This window comes from Marinobacter sp. THAF197a (assembly GCF_009363275.1).
Taxonomy (GTDB): domain Bacteria; phylum Pseudomonadota; class Gammaproteobacteria; order Pseudomonadales; family Oleiphilaceae; genus Marinobacter.
On record NZ_CP045324.1, the window covers coordinates 2,037,613 to 2,055,650 of the forward strand.

The window sequence follows — 18,038 nt, forward strand, 5'->3', positions numbered from 1 at the left end:
ATATCACAGGGGCATGCCAGAATAGGCGTTATGAAGCCAATTTCTCTTTTATCGCTGGTAGTTTAAGGCAATCAACATGACCTCGCGCACCGAGCGCATTCTGATTATTGACGCCAACGAACAGGCTAGATCGGATTTGTCCCGCTACCTTGAAGCGAGAGGCTTCTACGTGACTGGATTTCCCGATGTCAGCGCCGCCCGAAGCCTTTTCGAAGATAACATTCCTGATGTCATCTTTGCGGATTTGCCCCCCGAGGCCATCCGGGAGCTGTCAAGGCGGCTGGATGAAGCCGACAGCTTTACGCCTATCGTTGCCTGTACCTGCAGTGAGTCCAGTGCGGAGATTGTCCAGGCCCTCAGAGCAGGTGCAGCGGATGTTGTTCTTAAACCCTGTAACGACGACAAGGGCGCCCTGGACGACGTTATCGGCAAACTGTTTGACCGGGTAAGGGTGAATCGCCTGAACCAGCTTTACCGGCAGGAACTTGAAGAAGCCAATCGGGAACTACGTACTGGTATCGCGGAGCTGCGAGCTGACCAAAATGCCGGGCGCAAGGTCCAGTTAAAGATGCTGCCGGACCACGAGCTGCGCCTGTCCGGTTTGCAGGTCGATCACCTGATCAAGCCTTCGCTCTACCTGAGCGGCGATTTTCTGGATTATTTTCGTATTACCGAAGACAAGGTATTGGTTTACATTGCCGATGTCTCCGGGCATGGCGCCAGCTCGGCGTTTGTCACGGTGTTGCTCAAGAACCTGACCAATCGCCTGCAACGCAATATGAGGCGCCAGTCCAGCGACGATATTCTGTATCCAGAGAGGTTTCTGGAAAGGATAAATTCGGAGCTTCTGGATACCGGTCTCGGTAAGCACGTAACCGTATTTGTAGGCATTATTTCGATTTCTACCCGTACATTAAATTATGCGGTTGGTGCCCACTTCCCGATGCCGATTTTGTCGTTCGAGGGCGGCGAAACCCGCTTTCTGGAAGGCAGTGGGCTCCCGGTGGGGTTGTTCGAGGCACCAGAGTGGGAGGTTTACGAGGTCAAGCTGGACAAGCCGTTCCGGCTGTTGCTGTTTTCAGACGGGATTCTGGAAGTGATTCCGGCAAAATCCCTGGATGAAAAGGAGAAGACACTACTTGAACTCGTATCAGGAGGTAGTCACACTATCGCATCGCTGAGCGATGCTCTGGGGCTTGGTAAAATCTCGGAGCTGCCGGACGATATCGCGATAGTATCGGTAACTGATACCATAAACGGTTCAGACAACACGTCGTCGACTTAGTGGCAGTGTGAAAATGGCTGGTTATAAAATCCTGCAAGCTGAGAAGCAGGGAATCTATGTCCTGAAGTTTATTGGGGAAATCCGGCTGAACCTGTGTTCGACGCTGGATAATCTGGTTGAGTCCATCACCCGTGATCCCCAGTTCAAAACGGTTGTGGTCGATCTCACCGAAACGGAAATCATCGACAGCACCACCCTGGGCCTGCTGGCCAAAATAGCCCTTTCGGCGCAGAAGCAAAGCCAGTTTTTACCAACTCTGATCTCGACCAACCCCGATATTACCCGCATTATTGCTTCTATGGGCTTCGACAAGATTTTCATCATTGTCCGGGAGCCTGCCTCCAGAATTGAAGAGCTCGAAGAAATCCCCGTATTGAAGGCCAGTGAACAGCAGGTCAGAGATAAAGTGCTCGATGCTCACAAAGTATTGATGAGCATGAACAGCAAGAACAGGGAAGAATTCAAGAACCTGGTGCGCGCACTGGAGTGCGAAGAACCGGGCTGAACGTTCGGTTACGCATTCCTTGCAGTGCCCCTGAAGCAACAAAACGGAACAGATATGTCTGAAAACGCAACCTACCGCACCGCCGGCGCGGGCTCTCGTGACGTCGCCGTTCTGGGTGGCGGCAGTTTTGGCACTGCTATGGCCAAGGTGCTTGGCGAGAATGGCCACACGGTCCACTTCTGGATGCGTGATGAACAGCAAGCCGAAGATATTCGTCTGCACCGCATCAATAAACGCTATATGCCAGGTATCACCCTGGAAGGTGATATCCAGCCCACCACCGATCTTGCAGACGCCGTCCGTAAAGCCGAGGTGGTGCTGGTCGCCATCCCGTCAAAGGCATTTCGTGCTGTTATCCGCGAAAACAGCCAGGTATTCCGGGATGGCCAGATTGTTGTCAGCCTGACCAAGGGCATCGAAGAGCATGGCTTCAAGCTGATGAGCGAAATTCTTCAGGAAGAGATTCCACGTTGCCGCACCGGCGTACTCAGCGGCCCTAACCTGGCAGCTGAGATTGTTAATCGGGAGCTGACGGCCACCGTCATTGCCGCCAAAGATCCAGATGTGCGACGGGCCATTCAGGAGCTGCTCGGTTGCGAGTACTTCCGGGTTTACGCCAACGTCGACGTGTATGGGGTGGAGCTGGCCGGAGCACTGAAGAACATTTACGCAATCGTGGCGGGCCTGGCCAACGCCCTGGAAATGGGTGAGAACGCCAAGGCAATGCTCATTACCCGTGGCCTGGCGGAAATGAGCCGTTTTGCGGTCAGCCTGGGTGCCAACCCGATGACGTTCATGGGGCTGGCAGGCGTTGGCGACCTGATTGCCACCTGTACCTCCAACAAAAGCCGGAACTTCCGGGTTGGGTATGCGGTCGGTAAAGGCAAGAAGCTTGACGAAGCCGCACAGGAGCTGGGGCAGGTAGCCGAGGGTATCTATACTCTGAAGCTGGTCCGTGAGAAATCGGAGGCCATTGGCATTTATATGCCTCTGGTGAGGGGGCTTTATGAAATCCTGTACGAAGGCGCCTCCATCAACGCGGTCATCAACAGCCTGATGATGGCTGTCCAGAATTCCGACGTTGAGTTTATTCTGCCCCGTACCATCAGTCAGTAAGCCCGCGCCGGGCAGGGAGGGTAACCTTGCATCTTATCATCATGCGCCATGGTGAGGCCGGCTGGCACACCCTGGACCAGGAACGGGAGCTGACGGAAGCCGGCCGGGCCGGAGTCGCCTCTGTGGCTGCACAGATTGCCAAATCCCCCTGGCGGCCGGAGCGAATCTGGTCAAGCCCGTACACTCGCGCCCGTCAGACCGCCGCGATCGTGTCTGAAGTGCTCAATTGCCCGGTTGAAGAATGCCCGGTCATCACCCCGGATGACGATCCCGGAAAGTGCCTCGATCTGCTGCTGGAGAACAAGGCCTCGCCGCTGATGCTGGTGTCTCACATGCCGTTCGTTGGCTGTCTGTCCACCCTGCTGGTAGATGGCCACCGCAAAGGTATACCGTTCATGACTGGGCAGGCGGTGTTGCTCGACATGCCAGTGGTAGGACCCGGCTGCGCAGACTTGAAAGCCCAGTTTTTGCCCTGATCTTACCCATACCCAACTTCCCTGATTTGTTGCTAAGACGCCATGTACAGCTTTCCGATTGAATACGTTGAGCCGGTGTTCCGGCCACCGAGTGAAGCCAAATCGCTGATACTGCCGGTAACCAACGGGTGCTCCTGGAACCAGTGCACCTTCTGTGAAATGTACACCCAACCCCAGAAAAAATTCCGCGCGCGCAAACCCGACGATATTCGCCGGGATATTGCCCGGGCCGCTGAGGCCTTCGAAACTGTACCTAGGGTGTTTCTGGCAGACGGCGACGCCATGGTGCTGCCAACACGCCGGTTAGTGGAGATACTGGCAGACCTTAAACAGGCTTTCTCTGGCCTGCGCAGGGTGTCGAGTTACTGTTTGCCTCGCAACCTGGCCAAAAAATCCGTGGAAGAACTTGTCGAGTTGCGGGAAGCCGGTTTGGGCATTTTGTACGTCGGTATGGAATCGGGTGATGACGAAGTGCTTCGCCGGATCAACAAGGGCGAAACCTGGGAGTCCACCCGGTCGGCGCTGGAGAAGATAAAGCAGGCAGGGCTGACCAGCTCTGTGATGGTGCTCAATGGTCTGGGTGGCGAGGTGCTCTCCCGGCAGCATGCTATCAACACAGCCACTCTTTGCAACGAGACTCAGCCCGATTACCTGTCCACACTGGTAGTGAGCTTTCCCCAGGGTGAGGAGCGCTTTCGCGCCGGTTTCGGCGACGACTTCGTTCCCCTGAGCCAGCAGGGTCTGTTCGAAGAGATTCGGGTGTTTCTCGAGCACCTGGAACTGGACAGCACCATATTCCGTAGTGATCACGCATCCAATTACCTGGTCCTCAAGGGCACCCTTGGGCGCGATAAGCAGCGACTTCTCGGCGAAGTTGACCTTGCTATTCGCGACCCCGGCGCCGCGCCGCTGCGTGCCGAATGGATGCGCGGCCTGTAACTTGGGAGTTTCCGCCAATGAACATGAAGCCTGATGATATCGAACGTTCAGTAAAGCAACACAGTAGCGCAAAGGGCCTTCCGCCACTGCACCAGTGGCATCCGGAGTTGTCTGGCGACATGGACCTGGTGATCACCCGCGACGGCCAGTGGCTTTACCAGGGAGCCCCAATCGCGCGGGAAGCCACGGTTAAACTGTTCTCAACCATTTTGCGCCGGGAAGACGACGGGCACCATTACCTGGTCACACCTGTCGAGAAATGGCGCATCCAGGTAGAAGACACCCCCTTGTTGGCACACTCCCTGGGGCGCAAAGGAGAGGGCGCAGGGCAAGTGCTCTCACTAACCACCAGCGTAGGTGAGATTCTTGAAATAGGGCCCGAGCATCCCCTGGCAGTGAGCCAGTACCCGAACAGCGATGAGCCCCGCCCAGTGGTTTACGTCCGCCACGGTATTGAGGCCCGATTGGTGACGGCGGCATTCTACGAGCTGGCTGATCTGGTGGAAGAACGGCACGAAAATGGGGAAACCCAGTATGGCGTGCTTAGTCACGGAAAATTCTGGAAAATCGGGCAGGGCGGTTGAAAAGCGGAAGTTCGCCTCTATAAATAGGGTAGAAAACGCAGTCTGTCACTTGTTAAACTGTATTTTCATACTTGTTACCGAGCCTGGCTCTCTAACGAGGCCCGGTGGTCGTTAGTCCCTCTGTGCAGTATGGCTGTTCACGAACACTTTCGATTGCCTACAATCTAAATACACAGTCATTGCGACACGCAAGGAGATCACATGGCCCAACCTCGTGTTGTCACCATCCATTACACGCTCACTAACGACCAGGGAGAGCAACTCGATTCCTCCCGTGTAGAAGGCCGTGAGCCGCTGTCTTACCTGGAAGGTGCACAAAACATTATCGGTGGACTGGAAAGTGCGCTGAACGAAAAGAACGCAGGCGATCAGGTGAAAGTATCCGTTGCTCCCGCCGAAGGCTATGGCGAAGTCAACGAAGAGCTGATTCAGCCGGTTCCGCGCTCTGCCTTTGAAGGCGTAGACACCATCGAGCCGGGCATGCAGTTCCAGGCTCAGACTCCGGGCGGTCCCCAGATCGTTCGTGTTGTGGAAGTCAGCGACGAAACCGTCACAATTGATGCCAACCACCCGCTGGCGGGCCAGACTCTGCACTTCGACGTAGAAGTGGTAGAAGCTCGCGAAGCAACTGACGAAGAGCAGGAGCACGGCCACGTGCACTGATCTCTTCCGAAAGGTTGATAAGAAAACGGCTCCTGCGGGAGCCGTTTTTTTTGGTTTTTTTGTGGCAAAAAAATACCGGAGGCGAGCTCCGGCATTTTCTGGCTAGTCTACTCGTTTACATGTTCGGGTAGTTCGGGCCGCCGCCGCCTTCCGGCGTTACCCAGGTAATGTTCTGGGCAGGATCCTTGATATCACAGGTCTTGCAGTGAACACAGTTCTGGGCATTGATCTGGAACTTCTTGCCACTGCCGTCGTCTTTCTCGACCACTTCGTATACGCCGGCCGGGCAGTAACGCTGCGCTGGCTCGTCGTATTTGGGCAGGTTGTCCTTCAGCGGAATGTCCGGGTCGGTCAGTTTCAGGTGAACCGGCTGGTCTTCCTCATGGTTGGTGTTGGAAATGAACACCGAGGACAGGCGATCGAAGGTCAATTTGTTATCCGGCTTCGGATAGCTGATCTTCTTGCACTCAGACGCTGGCTTCAGGGTGGCGTAGTCCGGAGTGGTGTCGCGGAAGGTGATCGGCAGGCTGCCACGCAGAATGTTCTGCTCGAAGAAGGCAATGGCGCCGCCTACAACGTTACCGAACTTGTGCATGGCCGGGCCGAAGTTACGCTCAGCGTAAAGCTCTTTGTACAGCCAGCTGTCTTCAAAACGCTTCTGGAAGCTGGTGATCTCTTCGCCAGATTTACCTTCCTTCAGGGCTTCAAACACAGCTTCGGCGCCCAGCAGGCCAGATTTCATGGCGGTGTGGGATCCTTTGATCTTGGAGCTGTTCAGGGTGCCGGCGTCACAACCCAGCAGCAGGCCGCCCGGGAAGCTCATCTTCGGCAGGGCGTTGTAGCCACCTTTGGAAATGGCGCGGGCGCCGTAGGCAACGCGCTTGCCGCCTTCCAGATACTTCTTGATTTCCGGATGGTGCTTGAGGCGCTGGAATTCCTCGAACGGGCTCAGATACGGGTTGCTGTAAGACAGATCGGTGATCAGGCCGACATAAACCTGGCCGTTTTCAAGGTGATACAGGAAGGAACCACCGGTGGAACCGGACTCGTTCAGCGGCCAGCCAGTGGTATGAACCACCAGGCCGGGCTCGTGTTTGGCCGGGTCAATGTCCCACAGTTCCTTGATACCGATACCGTAGTGCTGTGGATCTTTGCCTTCGTCCAGCTTGAAATCGTTGATCAGGCGCTTGCCCAGGTGACCACGACAGCCCTCGGTAAACAGGGTGTACTTGGCGCGCAGTTCCATGCCGGGCATGTAGCCGTCTTTCTGGGAACCGTCACGGGCCACGCCCATGTCACCGGTGATGATGCCTTTAACCTGGCCATCTTCAATAATGGTCTCAGAGGCAGCAAACCCCGGGTAAACCTCTACGCCCAGCTGTTCAGCCTGTTCAGCCAGCCAACGGCACAGGTTACCAAGGCTGATGATGTAGTTGCCGTGGTTGTGCATGTTCCTGGGCACAAAGGCGTTGGGAATCTTGGTGGCTTTTTCCTGGTTCTTGAGCAGGAAAATGTCATCCCGGGTAACCGGCGTGTTCAGCGGCGCGCCTTTTTCTTTCCAGTCCGGAAACAGTTCGTTCAGGGCTGTGGGCTCAAATACCGTACCGGCGAGGATGTGCGCGCCGATTTCGGAACCTTTCTCAACCACACAAACAGTCAGTTCTTCGCCAGCTTCCTGCGCCAGTTGCATCACGCGGCAGGCTGCAGACAGGCCAGCAGGGCCGCCGCCGACGATCAGAACATCAAATTCCATCGATTCGCGTTCCACGTTGGTCTCCTCAAACAGCTTTTTTTAGTGGGTGTTGTTTGCCCGCAGGCCTAACTCAATTCATTCAGGGGCGACATCATACCGGTAAAAGTGCCTATAGACGACAGCCCCAAGCCCGAAACACAGGCCCTTTGTCCCGAAAGGATAACGCATTTCAGGAATCAAACAAACGTTTGTTTGAAATTTGCGTTTACCTTTGGCATTGTACGTATACACCGAAATGTCGTGTGTTTTGAGTCGATTTTTAGTATCGTCTCATTGCCAGGCCGGGTCAACCCGGTCTATTGGCTGTGAAGGCAGTCCTGATGCGTCGAATGGGGCTATTGACCCTGTAGACAGTAGCCTGCAGTATTACTGCGCACTATCCAGCAGGCTCCCCGTTAAGGATTGCGAGTCATTAAACCCATCGTAGAAGAACGAGGAATCTATGAAGGTTCTGGTCGCTGTAAAACGAGTTATCGACTACAACGTGAAGGTGCGCGTCAAGCCGGACAACACCGGTGTTGACCTCGCCAACGTCAAGATGGCAATGAACCCGTTCTGCGAAATCGCTGTTGAAGAAGCGGTTCGTCTGAAAGAGAAGGGCGTTGCCAGTGAAATCGTTGTTGTATCCATTGGACCGAAAGCTGCTCAGGAGCAAATCCGTACTGCTCTGGCTCTGGGTGCTGACCGTGGTATCCACATCGAGACTGACGAAGAAGTTCAGTCCCTCGAAGCGGCCAAGCTGCTGAAGGCTGTTGTTGAGAAAGAAGAGCCGAAGCTGGTTATTCTTGGCAAGCAGTCCATCGATTCCGACAACAACCAGACCGGCCAGATGCTGGCTGCTCTGACTGGCATGGGCCAGGGCACTTTCGCTTCCGAAGTGGTTGTTGATGGCGAAAAGGTTAACGTAACCCGTGAAGTAGACGGCGGTCTGATGACTGTTGCTCTGAACCTGCCTGCGGTTGTTACCACTGACCTGCGCCTGAACGAGCCGCGTTACGCTTCTCTGCCGAACATCATGAAGGCCAAGAAGAAGCCGCTGGACGCCGTGAGCCCCGCCGATCTGGGTGTTGAAATCGCCCCGCGCCTGTCCACCCTGAAGGTCGAAGCCCCGGCAGCACGCCAGGCTGGTATCAAGGTGGCTGACGTAGCTGAGCTGGTGGACAAACTGAAGAACGAAGCGAAGGTGATCTAAATGAGCATCCTGGTAATTGCTGAACACGACAACAGCAGCCTCAAGCAGGCTACCCTGAATGTTGTAGCGGCTGCCAAGGCCATCGGTGGTGACATCGACGTGCTGGTTGCCGGTGAGAACGTAGGCGCCGTCGCTGAAGCCGCTGCCAAGGCAGAAGGCGTGAACAAGGTACTGGTTGCCGACAACGCTGCCTACGGTCATTTCCTGGCCGAAAACCTGGGCGAGCTGGTTGCCGAAGTAGGTAAAGGCTACAGCCACATCCTGGCTGCTGCCGGTACTACCGGTAAAGACTTCATGCCGCGCGTTGCTGCGCTGCTGGACGTGGCCCAGGTGTCTGACATCGTGCGCGTTGAATCCGAGGACACCTTTGTTCGTCCGATCTACGCGGGTAACGCCATCGCCACCGTTAAGGCGAGCGACGCCATCAAGGTTATCACGGTACGCCCGACCGGTTTCGACCCGGTAGCTGCCGAAGGTGGTTCCGCCTCCGTTGAGCAGCTGGACGTTGTAAAAGACGCAGGCCTGTCTTCCTTCGTTGGTGAAGAGAAAGCCCAGTCTGACCGTCCGGATCTGGCTTCTGCCGGTATCGTTATCTCCGGTGGCCGCGGCATGCAGAACGGCGACAACTTCAAGATGCTGGAGCAGGTTGCTGACCTGATGGGCGCTGCCGTTGGTGCATCCCGCGCCGCGGTTGACGCAGGTTTCGTACCCAACGACATGCAGGTTGGCCAGACCGGCAAGATCGTTGCGCCGCAGCTGTACATCGCAGTCGGCATCTCCGGTGCCATCCAGCACCTGGCCGGTATGTCTGATTCCAAGGTGATCGTTGCGATCAACAAGGATGAAGAAGCGCCGATCTTCCAGGTTGCTGATTACGGCCTGGTTGCGGATCTGTTTGAAGCCGTACCGCAGTTGGAAGAAGAACTGAAGAAAGTCCTGTAACTTTCTGATAGTTTGATTAAAAAAGGCGCCTCAGGGCGCCTTTTTTGGTTTCGAAGCAATGCGCTTTTCCGCTTTGCTGATAATCAGCGTGTCTGCCAGGATGTGCAGGGCACGATTGGTGGTTCTCACCGCCTGATAAACCTGCTCACTTTTCTGGTGATGAGTTTGCCGGGCCTTACGGGTGCTGTCTTTGAACTCTTCATCCTTAGAGAACATGTCGATCAGACCGAAGGTGGTGTTGGCTATCGCCTTATGCACCTTCTCAACCGCAGAAGCGCCGCCTGAGACGGTATCTTCGAGAAGTCGGGCCCGGTTGCGCACTTCCGCCAGGTCCATCCTGCTCTTCTGGATGGCGCTACGGGCCGCAATTCGATGGGCATTGAGAATCAGTAACCGTTTTCGGGTTTGGTTCGACAGACGGAACCCTGAAAAAAGAAGCGTTGCAGTGCCGGCGAGGCAAATGATGATCAGAACCTGAGAGACCATAGCCGTGCTCCTCAGCGATACTCAATGTGCATTTCAACGTCAATATCCCGCTCAAACAGCTCGCTTTCCAGTTCTTTCATGACTTCCTGATAGACCATTTTTCGGGTCATAACCGGCAGTTTGTCTGCCAGAGCCCGGCCGGTTCGGGATTCGCGCTTTGCCAGGGCAATCGGATCCAGCACCCTCAACGTAAGCACCAGTTCCGGTTCGCGATGGATATCACTGATATCCTCGTTTTCCAGCATGTTATTGATCATTTTGCGCTGTTCAAGCAGTTGCCAAAGCAGTAAACCGCTGATGGCCAGCAATATCAGGCTTGTGATGGTCAAAAAGATGATCAAGGGATGCCTCCACACTTGTGTCATTATGCGCCACAGTGTGCAACAAGCTGTATGACAAACGATTGGCCGGCCGGACGCCTGTCATGGTGTATCCGGGAAAGTCGTGCCGGTTTTAAACCTGTTACCATCAATTCAATGAAACTTGAAAGGAATCCATTATGGTCTGGATAAAGGCGTTTGTTGCGGGCTTTCTGGCAACACTGATTTTCCATCAGGGGCTATTTGCCGTGTTTTACCTGGCGGGTGTCGTACCCGCTGCGCCATTTAACCTTACTCCCGTACCGCCATTGGGGGTACCATCGGTGATCTCACTGGCATTCTTTGGCGGGTTATGGGGTTTCGCGATATGGGCCATCGCCGGCCGCCTGAAAGGAGCGTTGTACTGGCTCGGCCATGTGATACTGGGTGCCGTCGGCCCAACCGCCGTCGCGATGCTGGTTGTCTTTCCGATGAAGGGTTTGGCAGTATCAGCCCAGACTTGGGTAGGTGGTCTCATTCTTAACGGCTTCTGGGGGCTGGGAGTGGCCGTATTTATGGTGCTGATGGCAGCAAAAGTGTCTCGCCAATCCTGATCGATCAGAGATATTCGTACACGCAAACCAAAAAGGACATGTAATGACGAATTCCAAGCAGGCAGACTATGATCTGGTGGTATTTGGTGCCACCAGCTTTGTGGGCCAGATTCTGACCCGATACCTGGTAGAGAACTATGGCGCGTCCGGCAAGGTGAAGTGGGCGATCGCTGGCCGTTCAGAGGGCAAGCTGAATGCCCTCAAAGCCGAACTGGGTGCTCAGGCTGCGGACTTGCCGGTTCTGGTGGCAGACGCGGCCGACGATGCCGCACTGGCGGGCATGTGCCGACAGAGCCGCGTGGTGATCTCCACCGTTGGCCCATACGCGTTGTATGGCGAACCGCTGATCAAGGCCTGCGTGGACACTGGCACCGATTATTGCGACCTGACCGGCGAGGTGCAGTGGATTCGTCGGATGGTCGAGGGCTATGAAGCCCAGGCCAGGAAAACCGGTGCTCGCATTGTCCATTGCTGCGGTTTCGACTCAATCCCGTCTGATATGGGCGTCTGGTTCCTGCAGCAGCAGGCTGAGAAAGCCTTCGGCAAAACCTGCCAGGATGTGCGCATGCGGGTGAAGGTCGCCAAGGGCGGTTTGTCAGGCGGCACCGTGGCATCCATGATTAACGTGGCCAAAGAAGCCGGCGCCGATCCGAAACTGCGTAAGGAGCTGGCCAATCCCTTCTCGATCTGCCCGGAGGGCCACCGCTCCAAGGTACGCCAGCCCAGCCTGAAAACCGCAGAGTACGACAAAGACTTTGACGTGTGGCTGGCGCCGTTTGTAATGGGTGCCATCAACACCCGCGTGGTTCACCGTTCAAACGCGCTTCAGAATGCGCGTTACGGTCAGGAATTCACCTACGACGAAGCCATGATGACCGGAAAGGGCGCCAAAGGCCGCCTGACCGCTTACGGCATCACCGCCGCACTTGGCGCATTCTTTACCGCTTCCGCCATCAAGCCAACCCGTTGGGTGGTTGAGAAGCTGGTACCCAAGCCCGGTGAGGGCCCAAGCCCGGAAGACCAGGAGAACGGCTTCTATGATCTGCGTTTTGTGGGGCGTACCACAGACGGCAAGACCATCATCACCAAAGTCACGGGCGACCGGGATCCGGGTTACGGTTCCACGGCCAAAATGCTGGGCGAGGCAGGCCTGTGCCTGGCGTTTGATTTGTCAGACGATGACCAGGGCGGTTTCTGGACGCCGGCTTCCATGCTGGATGGCAAACTGCTGGACCGCCTGACCAGCAAAGCTGGCCTGACTTTCGACGTGTTAGAAACCCGCTGAGGGTCAATTCAGATGCAGGGTATGGCCGGAGGAGGGCAATAGCGCCTCCGGTCCATGCCCCAGGCAGATAACCGCTCGATCTTCCAGCCATCGATTGATCTGGGGCGCTATCCGCCCCCTGGTGTCTGTATCCACGCCAGTAAAGGGCTCATCCAGAATCACCAGGGGTGCCGTGCTCAGCAATACCCTCGCCAGCACCAACCGCCTTGCTTCACCACCAGACAGCCGGTTACCGGCACTTCCCAGCCAGGTGGATAAACCTTCGGCTTCACGGGCAAACCTGTCTGCCAGCTCTACCAGTTCCAGAACACGCCAGAGTTCGCCATCGGTGGCCTTGGGGTTGCCCAATAACAGGTTGGCTTTAACCGTGTCCTCGAACACCACCGTCGCCTGTGTGAGATAGGCGCAGGGCAGGGCGGCGAGCTTCCCTTGCCGGGGCGGAATCACGCCGGCGAAGGTATCCGCCAGGGTGGATTTACCGGAGCCGGAGGCGCCAATAATTCCGAGTCGTTCTCCTGCCCCAACCTTGAGGCTGAAATGGGTCAGAACCGGTGGCAGCCCTGGGTGGCCAACCGAGAGATCCCGTGCTTCCAGTACATTGGCGGTGGCTTCTGCTGGCTGCCTGTCAAACGCTGAAGAATACTCGGTTCCCGGAGCGGGCTGCACCTCCTGGTTCAGGCGCCTGGCTGCAGACAGGGTGGCGCCCAGTTTGGCGAAGGCATCCGGCAGCATGGCATAGACTTCCAGCAGCCCCATCAGGGCGATGGGTAGCAGAACCAGCACGGGGCCGGTTACCGATCCCTGGTTAAACAGGGTAATACCAACCCACAGTGTCACCACAACCGCCAGATTCACGAGTAACTGTGTGGCTGCCTGGTGCCATCCGGCACGGCTATCCACGCGCGCCTGGGTTCTGGACATTGCCAGCGCTTGCCTCATCAACCGGCCGGAGTGTTTGCCCGTGCGCCCGGCCGCAGTGAGCTCGGCAAAGCCTTCCAGGTGCTCAATAACATCGCCGCGGAGCTGCTCTTGCTGGTCACTTAGCTGACCCGATAAGTATTGTGTACCGGCGAACACTCGCCAGCTCGAAAGCAAGATAGCCACCGCCAACAGTACTAGCAGTATCAGCGCCAATGAGCCCGAGAACAGCAGCCATGCTGAGAGCACCAGCAACACGCTGACGACCCCGGCCAGGGACGTGGGCGCGATCACCCGAAGGTACAGGGTATCCAGAGCATCCACGTCTGCGGTAAGCCTGGATAGCCATTGGGCGCCAGATTTCTGGCCCCGGTCACGGTGTCCGGCTTCGGCCATTCGGTTAAACAGGGCAACACGAATATCGGTTAGCAACTGCAGTACCGTGTTGTGGTTGTACACCCGTTCCAGATAGCGAGAGACCGTGCGGGACACCGCGAAAAAACGGATGCCGCCGCCCGGAACGTACAGGTTGATGTAGGCTTGTGTGCCAGCGGCCAGCAGCAGCCCCACCAGTGCGGTCTCGGTCAGGAACCAGCCCGACAACGCCAATAACCCGATACCGGAGAGCAGGGTAGCCAGCAACAACAGGGCTCCAACCACCAGGCGGCCGCGCCGCTGAAGAATCAGGTCCAGCCAGGGCTTGAGTTCATGCATGGCGAACCTCCCCGTCACTGACAATCAGCACCTGGTCCGCGAGGGTCAGCAGGGCCTGGTGATGCGTTGAGAAAACCAGCGTTTTGCCCGCTTCCGCCAGTTTGTGAAGCGCTTCCAGAACCAGAATCTCGCTGGTCGCGTCCAGCCCGGCGGTGGGTTCATCCAGCAGGATCAGGTCATAATTCGCCAGGAAAATACGTGCCAGACTCAGCCTGCGAGCCTGTCCGCCGGACAATCCCTGGCCATCTTCCCCGATCAAACTGTGAATAAGCTGGTCCCGGCTTTCAAGCACACTACCCAGGCCCACCAGGCGCAGCGCGTTCTCAATGGCAATGTCGGATGCCTCCGGACTGGTCAGGCGGAGGTTGTCTGCCCAGGATCCCTGTATCCAGAACCCGCGTTGGCCAAGCCAGCCAAACGGGGACTGGCCGGCCGCCTGGCCGAACACACTGATGGCCCCGCTATCCGGCTGGATAAACCCCGCCATCAAGTGCAACAAAGAGGATTTGCCGCCTCCGGAGGGCCCGGTCAGCGCAACCGCCTTTCCGCGTTCAATGGTCAGGTCAAGATTAGTGAATACCGGCGTGCCGCCCTGGTAGCTGAGGGTGACGTTGTCCAGGCTAAGACCATGATCCGGCAATGATGCGGACGTATTGGATGCAGGCTCCCCGCCAACGGGGGTTGCCAGTCGAGCAAGGATTTCAGCGCCGGCACCAAGAGCGGCGGCCCGGTCGTGGTAGTGTTGCGACAGCGTGCGCAGCGGCTGGAAGAATTCCGGCGCCAGCAACAGAATCAACAAACCGGAAAAGAGTGTGAGGTCTGCGCTGGGCCCATAAGTGATGTAGCCCAGCAAACCAAAACCAATGTAGATGGCAATAACGGCAATGGCGACGGAGGCAAAAAACTCCAGTACAGCGGAAGACAGAAAGGCCACCTTGAGGGTTTTCATGGTGATCTTGCGGTATTGGTCAGACCGCTGGTGCAGGGTGCGGGAAGCATCCTCCGTCTGACGAAACAATTGCAGGGTTGTGAGGCCTCGAACTTTGTCCAGAAACTGGCCGGACAACCGGCTGATGGTCTCGAAATGCTGCTGGTTGACCTTCTCAGCACCCATTCCCACCAGTGCCATGAAAATCGGGATCAGCGGCGCGGACAGCAGGAGAAAAATGCCCGCAAGCCAGTCCAGCCAGGACACTATAACCAGAATGGCCAGTGGCACAATCACCGACAACGACATTTGCGGTAGGAAGCGGGCGAAATAACCATGCAATGCTTCCACATGGTCAAGCCATTCCCGGGCCAGAGTGCCGGCTGAGCTGTCGGCGAGCGCTACCGGGCCGGTATCCCGCCAGTGGCGGTGAATTTGCCGTCGGGCATCGCGCCGCACCTGTTCGCTGCAGCGCGCCGCAAATTGTGTCTGGAAACCCTGGCCCAACGTGCGAACCAGCAGTGTGGCCACCAGGGCGACGAACCAGGGTGCGAGAGTAGACGCAGTCTGGCCGTCAATGACGATTTGATGCACCAGCCAAGCCAGCAGAGCCATCTGAACGATGGTTGCCAGCCCGACCAGCACCCCGGCCACGACCGTGGCGCGAATCCACCGCTGGTTTTTCCGGGCGAGCCCGGCAAGCCATTGGCGACTCTCAGCCTGGACCGGTTCCGCCACTCAGTGGTACCCCTCACCAGCACGGACCTTGCCCCGGAATACCCAGTAGGTCCAGGCGGTGTAGGTCAGCACGATGGGGATGACAAAGAGCAGCCCGAGCAGCAGGAACAGCTGCGATTCATAGGCAGAGGCGGCATCCCACAGGGTGTACTCCGGCGGAACCACATAGGGCCAGCGGCTGACAATCAGACCCAGGTAAGTAGTGATGAACAACCCCATGGTCGCCACAAAGGGCATGCCCTCGAAGCGATTGCGAACCGAGCGCCAGATCTGGAACGCACATAGCAGGGTCAGTGCCGGCAAAACCCAGATCATTGTGATGTGATCAAACCAGCGCTCACGGACCATGTCATCCACGAACGGGGTCCATACGCTGATGATGGCGAAGATCACCAGCACCGCGATCAGCAGAGGTGTAGTAATACGGTATGCCCACTCCTGCAACCGGCCTTCCGTCTTCATGATCAACCAGGTGGAGCCCAGTAAGGCATAACCGGCAAGCAGGCCAAGACCGGTCAACACCGTAAAGGGTGTCAGCCAGTCAAGAGCGCCACCAGAGTAGGCACCGTTGGTAGTTTCAAAGCCCTGGATATAGGCGCCAACCACAGCACCCTGAGCAAAAGCAGCGATGGTGGAGCCGCCGGCAAAGGCCCAGTTCCAGAGATAGCGGGAGGTCCGGGCCTTAAACCGAAACTCGAAGGCTACACCCCGGAAAATCAATCCGGCAAGCATCAGAAATACGCCAATATAGAGCGCAGGCAGGATGATGGAATATACCAGCGGGAAGGCGGCTAACAAGCCGGCGCCACCAAGCACCAGCCAGGTTTCGTTGCCATCCCATACCGGAGCCACGGTATTCATCATGGTGTCTCGGTCGGTCTCCGTTGGGGCGAAGGGGAACAGGATGCCCACACCCAGATCGAAACCATCCATCAACACATACATGATCACGCCGAAGCCAATAATGAATGCCCAGATCAAAGACAGATTGAACAGTTCCATGATCAGTGACCTCCCTCGTTGGCAGGTTTGGCGTGGCTAACATCACCTTGGCCATGTTCAATTTCAAACGGTACATGGGCGGCAGACAAAGGCCGAGCAGGGCGGTCAGATTCGTGCTCGCCTTCATCCTCGTCTTCGAGGCCCACATAGAGCACACGTAGCAGGTAGTAGACGCCTGCGCTAAAGACAAGTCCATACACAACAACATAGCCAATCAGGGTGAACAGAGCCATGCCCCCGGTAAGCGACGGTGTCAGTGCCTCGGCCTGGTTCATCATGCCATACACCAACCAGGGCGAACGGCCTATCTCAGTCACAAACCATCCTGCAATCACCGCAATAAACGGGGTGATACTCATGAACCGCAAACCCTGAAGGAACCAGCGCTTCTGGTAATAGGCGCCATTGCGTCTGAGCAACAGACCAGCGAGGGCAAAGGCAATCATCAACAGTCCCAGGCCAACCATCACCCGGAAAGACCAGAACACGACACCCACTGGCGGCTGCTCTTCTACCGCAACCTCGTTCAGGCCAGGCACCTCACCATCCCATTCGTGGGTCAGGATAAAGCTGGCCAGGTTAGGAATACCAATCTCGAACCGGTTGGTCTGGTTTTCCTGGTCGGGAATAGCAAACAGCAGCAGCGGCACGTTTCGAGAGGTTTCCCAATTACCTTCCATGGCTGCGACTTTGACCGGTTGATGCTCCATGGTATTCAAACCATGAAGATCACCAATCACCGCCTGAGTCGGGGCCAGGAACAACAACATCCACAGGCACATAGACAAGGCCTTGCGGTTTGCTTCCACCTCTCGCCCACGAAGCAGGTACCAGGCGCTGACGCCAGCTACCACAAAGCCACCAGTCAGGAACGACGCCACAACCATGTGGGCGAACCGATAGGGGAAAGAGGGATTGAATATGGCCTGAGACCAGGACGTTACATGGAATACGCCGTCTCTCAATTCCACACCCGCGGGTGTGTGCATCCAACTGTTGGCAGACAAAATCCAGAACGACGAAATAAAGGTGCCAACCGCCACCATAATGGCTGCGAACAGGTGAACGCCCGCCGGCACCTTATGACGACCGAAAAGCAGCACACCCAGAAATGCGGCCTCCAGGAAAAACGCCGTGATCACCTCATAGCTAAGCATGGGGCCGAGGAAGTTGGCTGAGGCCTGGGAGAAGTTGCTCCAATTGGTACCGAACTGAAACGACATCACGATGCCTGATACCACCCCCATCCCGAATACCACGGCAAACACCTTGGTCCAGAATGCGGACAGCTTTTCCCATAGTGGATTGCCGGTTTTGAACGCCAGGCCTTCGAGGACAGCTATGAAAGACGCCAGACCGATGGAAAACACCGGGAAAATGGCGTGAAATGACACGACAAACGCGAACTGGATTCGCGATAGGATGAGAGGATCGAGTTCCATAGTACCTCCGGTAACTCAAACATAGTCAAAAAAACGGGTCAGCGCGCCCGTTCAGCCGCTGCCTTGGCTCATCTTGTCTATTGTTATTACCGGCAGTTCATTACGATGCTACGCAAATTGTAGCAATAATGGATAGGGCAGTTTGTCGCACCCCTTG

At 56.5% G+C, this 18,038-nt stretch carries 18 protein-coding genes; 11 read left to right on the forward strand and 7 right to left on the reverse strand.

Annotation, left to right across the window (positions count from 1 at the left end):
* Positions 1-76: 76 nt before the first annotated feature.
* From FIV08_RS09455 to FIV08_RS09485, 7 genes are all read left to right on the forward strand, one after another.
* Complete coding sequence (locus FIV08_RS09455) at positions 77-1,285, forward strand: PP2C family protein-serine/threonine phosphatase (RefSeq protein ID WP_152438131.1); 1,209 nt, start codon at positions 77-79, stop codon at positions 1,283-1,285.
* Positions 1,286-1,298: 13 nt separating this feature from the next.
* Positions 1,299-1,790: an STAS domain-containing protein gene (locus FIV08_RS09460; RefSeq protein WP_152439630.1), complete on the forward strand. Its 492-nt coding sequence runs from the start codon at positions 1,299-1,301 to the stop codon at positions 1,788-1,790.
* A 54-nt stretch (positions 1,791-1,844) separates the two neighbouring features.
* Positions 1,845-2,906: an NAD(P)H-dependent glycerol-3-phosphate dehydrogenase gene (locus FIV08_RS09465; protein WP_072677325.1), complete on the forward strand. Its 1,062-nt coding sequence runs from the start codon at positions 1,845-1,847 to the stop codon at positions 2,904-2,906.
* 26 nt (positions 2,907-2,932) lie between these two features.
* Entirely contained in the window at positions 2,933-3,382 is a 450-nt protein-coding gene (gene sixA / locus FIV08_RS09470) for a phosphohistidine phosphatase SixA (protein ID WP_072677324.1), read from the forward strand.
* Positions 3,383-3,424: 42 nt separating this feature from the next.
* On the forward strand, positions 3,425-4,321 hold the full coding sequence (locus FIV08_RS09475) for a radical SAM protein (protein WP_152438132.1): 897 nt from the start codon (positions 3,425-3,427) through the stop codon (positions 4,319-4,321).
* A gap of 17 nt (positions 4,322-4,338) precedes the next feature.
* Complete coding sequence (locus FIV08_RS09480) at positions 4,339-4,905, forward strand: DUF1285 domain-containing protein (protein ID WP_072678216.1); 567 nt, start codon at positions 4,339-4,341, stop codon at positions 4,903-4,905.
* Between the two features lie 201 nt (positions 4,906-5,106).
* The gene (locus FIV08_RS09485) at positions 5,107-5,568 is read left to right on the forward strand and encodes an FKBP-type peptidyl-prolyl cis-trans isomerase (RefSeq protein WP_058089788.1); all 462 of its coding nucleotides are present in this window, start codon (positions 5,107-5,109) and stop codon (positions 5,566-5,568) included.
* A gap of 115 nt (positions 5,569-5,683) precedes the next feature.
* Here FIV08_RS09485 and FIV08_RS09490 read toward each other — a convergent pair whose 3' ends face one another.
* Entirely contained in the window at positions 5,684-7,336 is a 1,653-nt protein-coding gene (locus FIV08_RS09490) for an electron transfer flavoprotein-ubiquinone oxidoreductase (protein ID WP_152438133.1), read from the reverse strand.
* A gap of 427 nt (positions 7,337-7,763) precedes the next feature.
* Here FIV08_RS09490 and FIV08_RS09495 point away from each other — a divergent pair, with 427 nt between their 5' ends.
* On the forward strand, positions 7,764-8,513 hold the full coding sequence (locus FIV08_RS09495; protein ID WP_061332887.1) for an electron transfer flavoprotein subunit beta/FixA family protein: 750 nt from the start codon (positions 7,764-7,766) through the stop codon (positions 8,511-8,513).
* Entirely contained in the window at positions 8,514-9,455 is a 942-nt protein-coding gene (locus FIV08_RS09500) for an electron transfer flavoprotein subunit alpha/FixB family protein (protein WP_061332888.1), read from the forward strand. It abuts the gene before it with no gap.
* 30 nt (positions 9,456-9,485) lie between these two features.
* On the opposite strand, the gene FIV08_RS09505 is transcribed toward FIV08_RS09500, so the two are convergent.
* Positions 9,486-9,941, reverse strand: a complete 456-nt coding sequence (locus tag FIV08_RS09505; protein WP_072677319.1) for a hypothetical protein — start codon at positions 9,939-9,941, stop codon at positions 9,486-9,488.
* An 11-nt stretch (positions 9,942-9,952) separates the two neighbouring features.
* Positions 9,953-10,282 (reverse strand): hypothetical protein, encoded by a 330-nt coding sequence (locus FIV08_RS09510; RefSeq protein WP_058089793.1) that lies wholly within the window; start codon positions 10,280-10,282, stop codon positions 9,953-9,955.
* Positions 10,283-10,440: 158 nt separating this feature from the next.
* On the opposite strand from FIV08_RS09510, the gene FIV08_RS09515 reads away from it, so the two are divergent.
* A complete protein-coding gene (locus FIV08_RS09515) occupies positions 10,441-10,854 on the forward strand; it encodes a hypothetical protein (protein WP_152438134.1) in 414 nt (137 codons plus the stop codon).
* Between the two features lie 43 nt (positions 10,855-10,897).
* Positions 10,898-12,139, forward strand: coding sequence for a saccharopine dehydrogenase family protein (locus tag FIV08_RS09520; protein WP_152438135.1), 1,242 nt, complete (start codon positions 10,898-10,900; stop codon positions 12,137-12,139).
* A 3-nt stretch (positions 12,140-12,142) separates the two neighbouring features.
* Here the strand turns inward: FIV08_RS09520 and cydC are convergent, their stop codons facing one another.
* From cydC to FIV08_RS09540, 4 genes are read right to left on the reverse strand one after another with little or no spacing between them, the layout of a single operon-like run.
* The gene (gene cydC, locus FIV08_RS09525; protein ID WP_152438136.1) at positions 12,143-13,771 is read right to left on the reverse strand and encodes a thiol reductant ABC exporter subunit CydC; all 1,629 of its coding nucleotides are present in this window, start codon (positions 13,769-13,771) and stop codon (positions 12,143-12,145) included.
* Positions 13,764-15,437 (reverse strand): thiol reductant ABC exporter subunit CydD, encoded by a 1,674-nt coding sequence (cydD, locus tag FIV08_RS09530; protein WP_152438137.1) that lies wholly within the window; start codon positions 15,435-15,437, stop codon positions 13,764-13,766. The genes cydC and cydD overlap by 8 nt, the downstream gene beginning before the upstream one ends.
* Positions 15,438-16,439 carry a cytochrome d ubiquinol oxidase subunit II gene (gene cydB, locus FIV08_RS09535; RefSeq protein ID WP_152438138.1) on the reverse strand — a complete coding sequence of 334 codons (1,002 nt, stop codon included), beginning with the start codon at positions 16,437-16,439 and terminating at the stop codon, positions 15,438-15,440.
* 2 nt (positions 16,440-16,441) lie between these two features.
* On the reverse strand, positions 16,442-17,881 hold the full coding sequence (locus FIV08_RS09540) for a cytochrome ubiquinol oxidase subunit I (protein ID WP_152438139.1): 1,440 nt from the start codon (positions 17,879-17,881) through the stop codon (positions 16,442-16,444).
* Between the last annotated feature and the right edge of the window lie 157 nt (positions 17,882-18,038).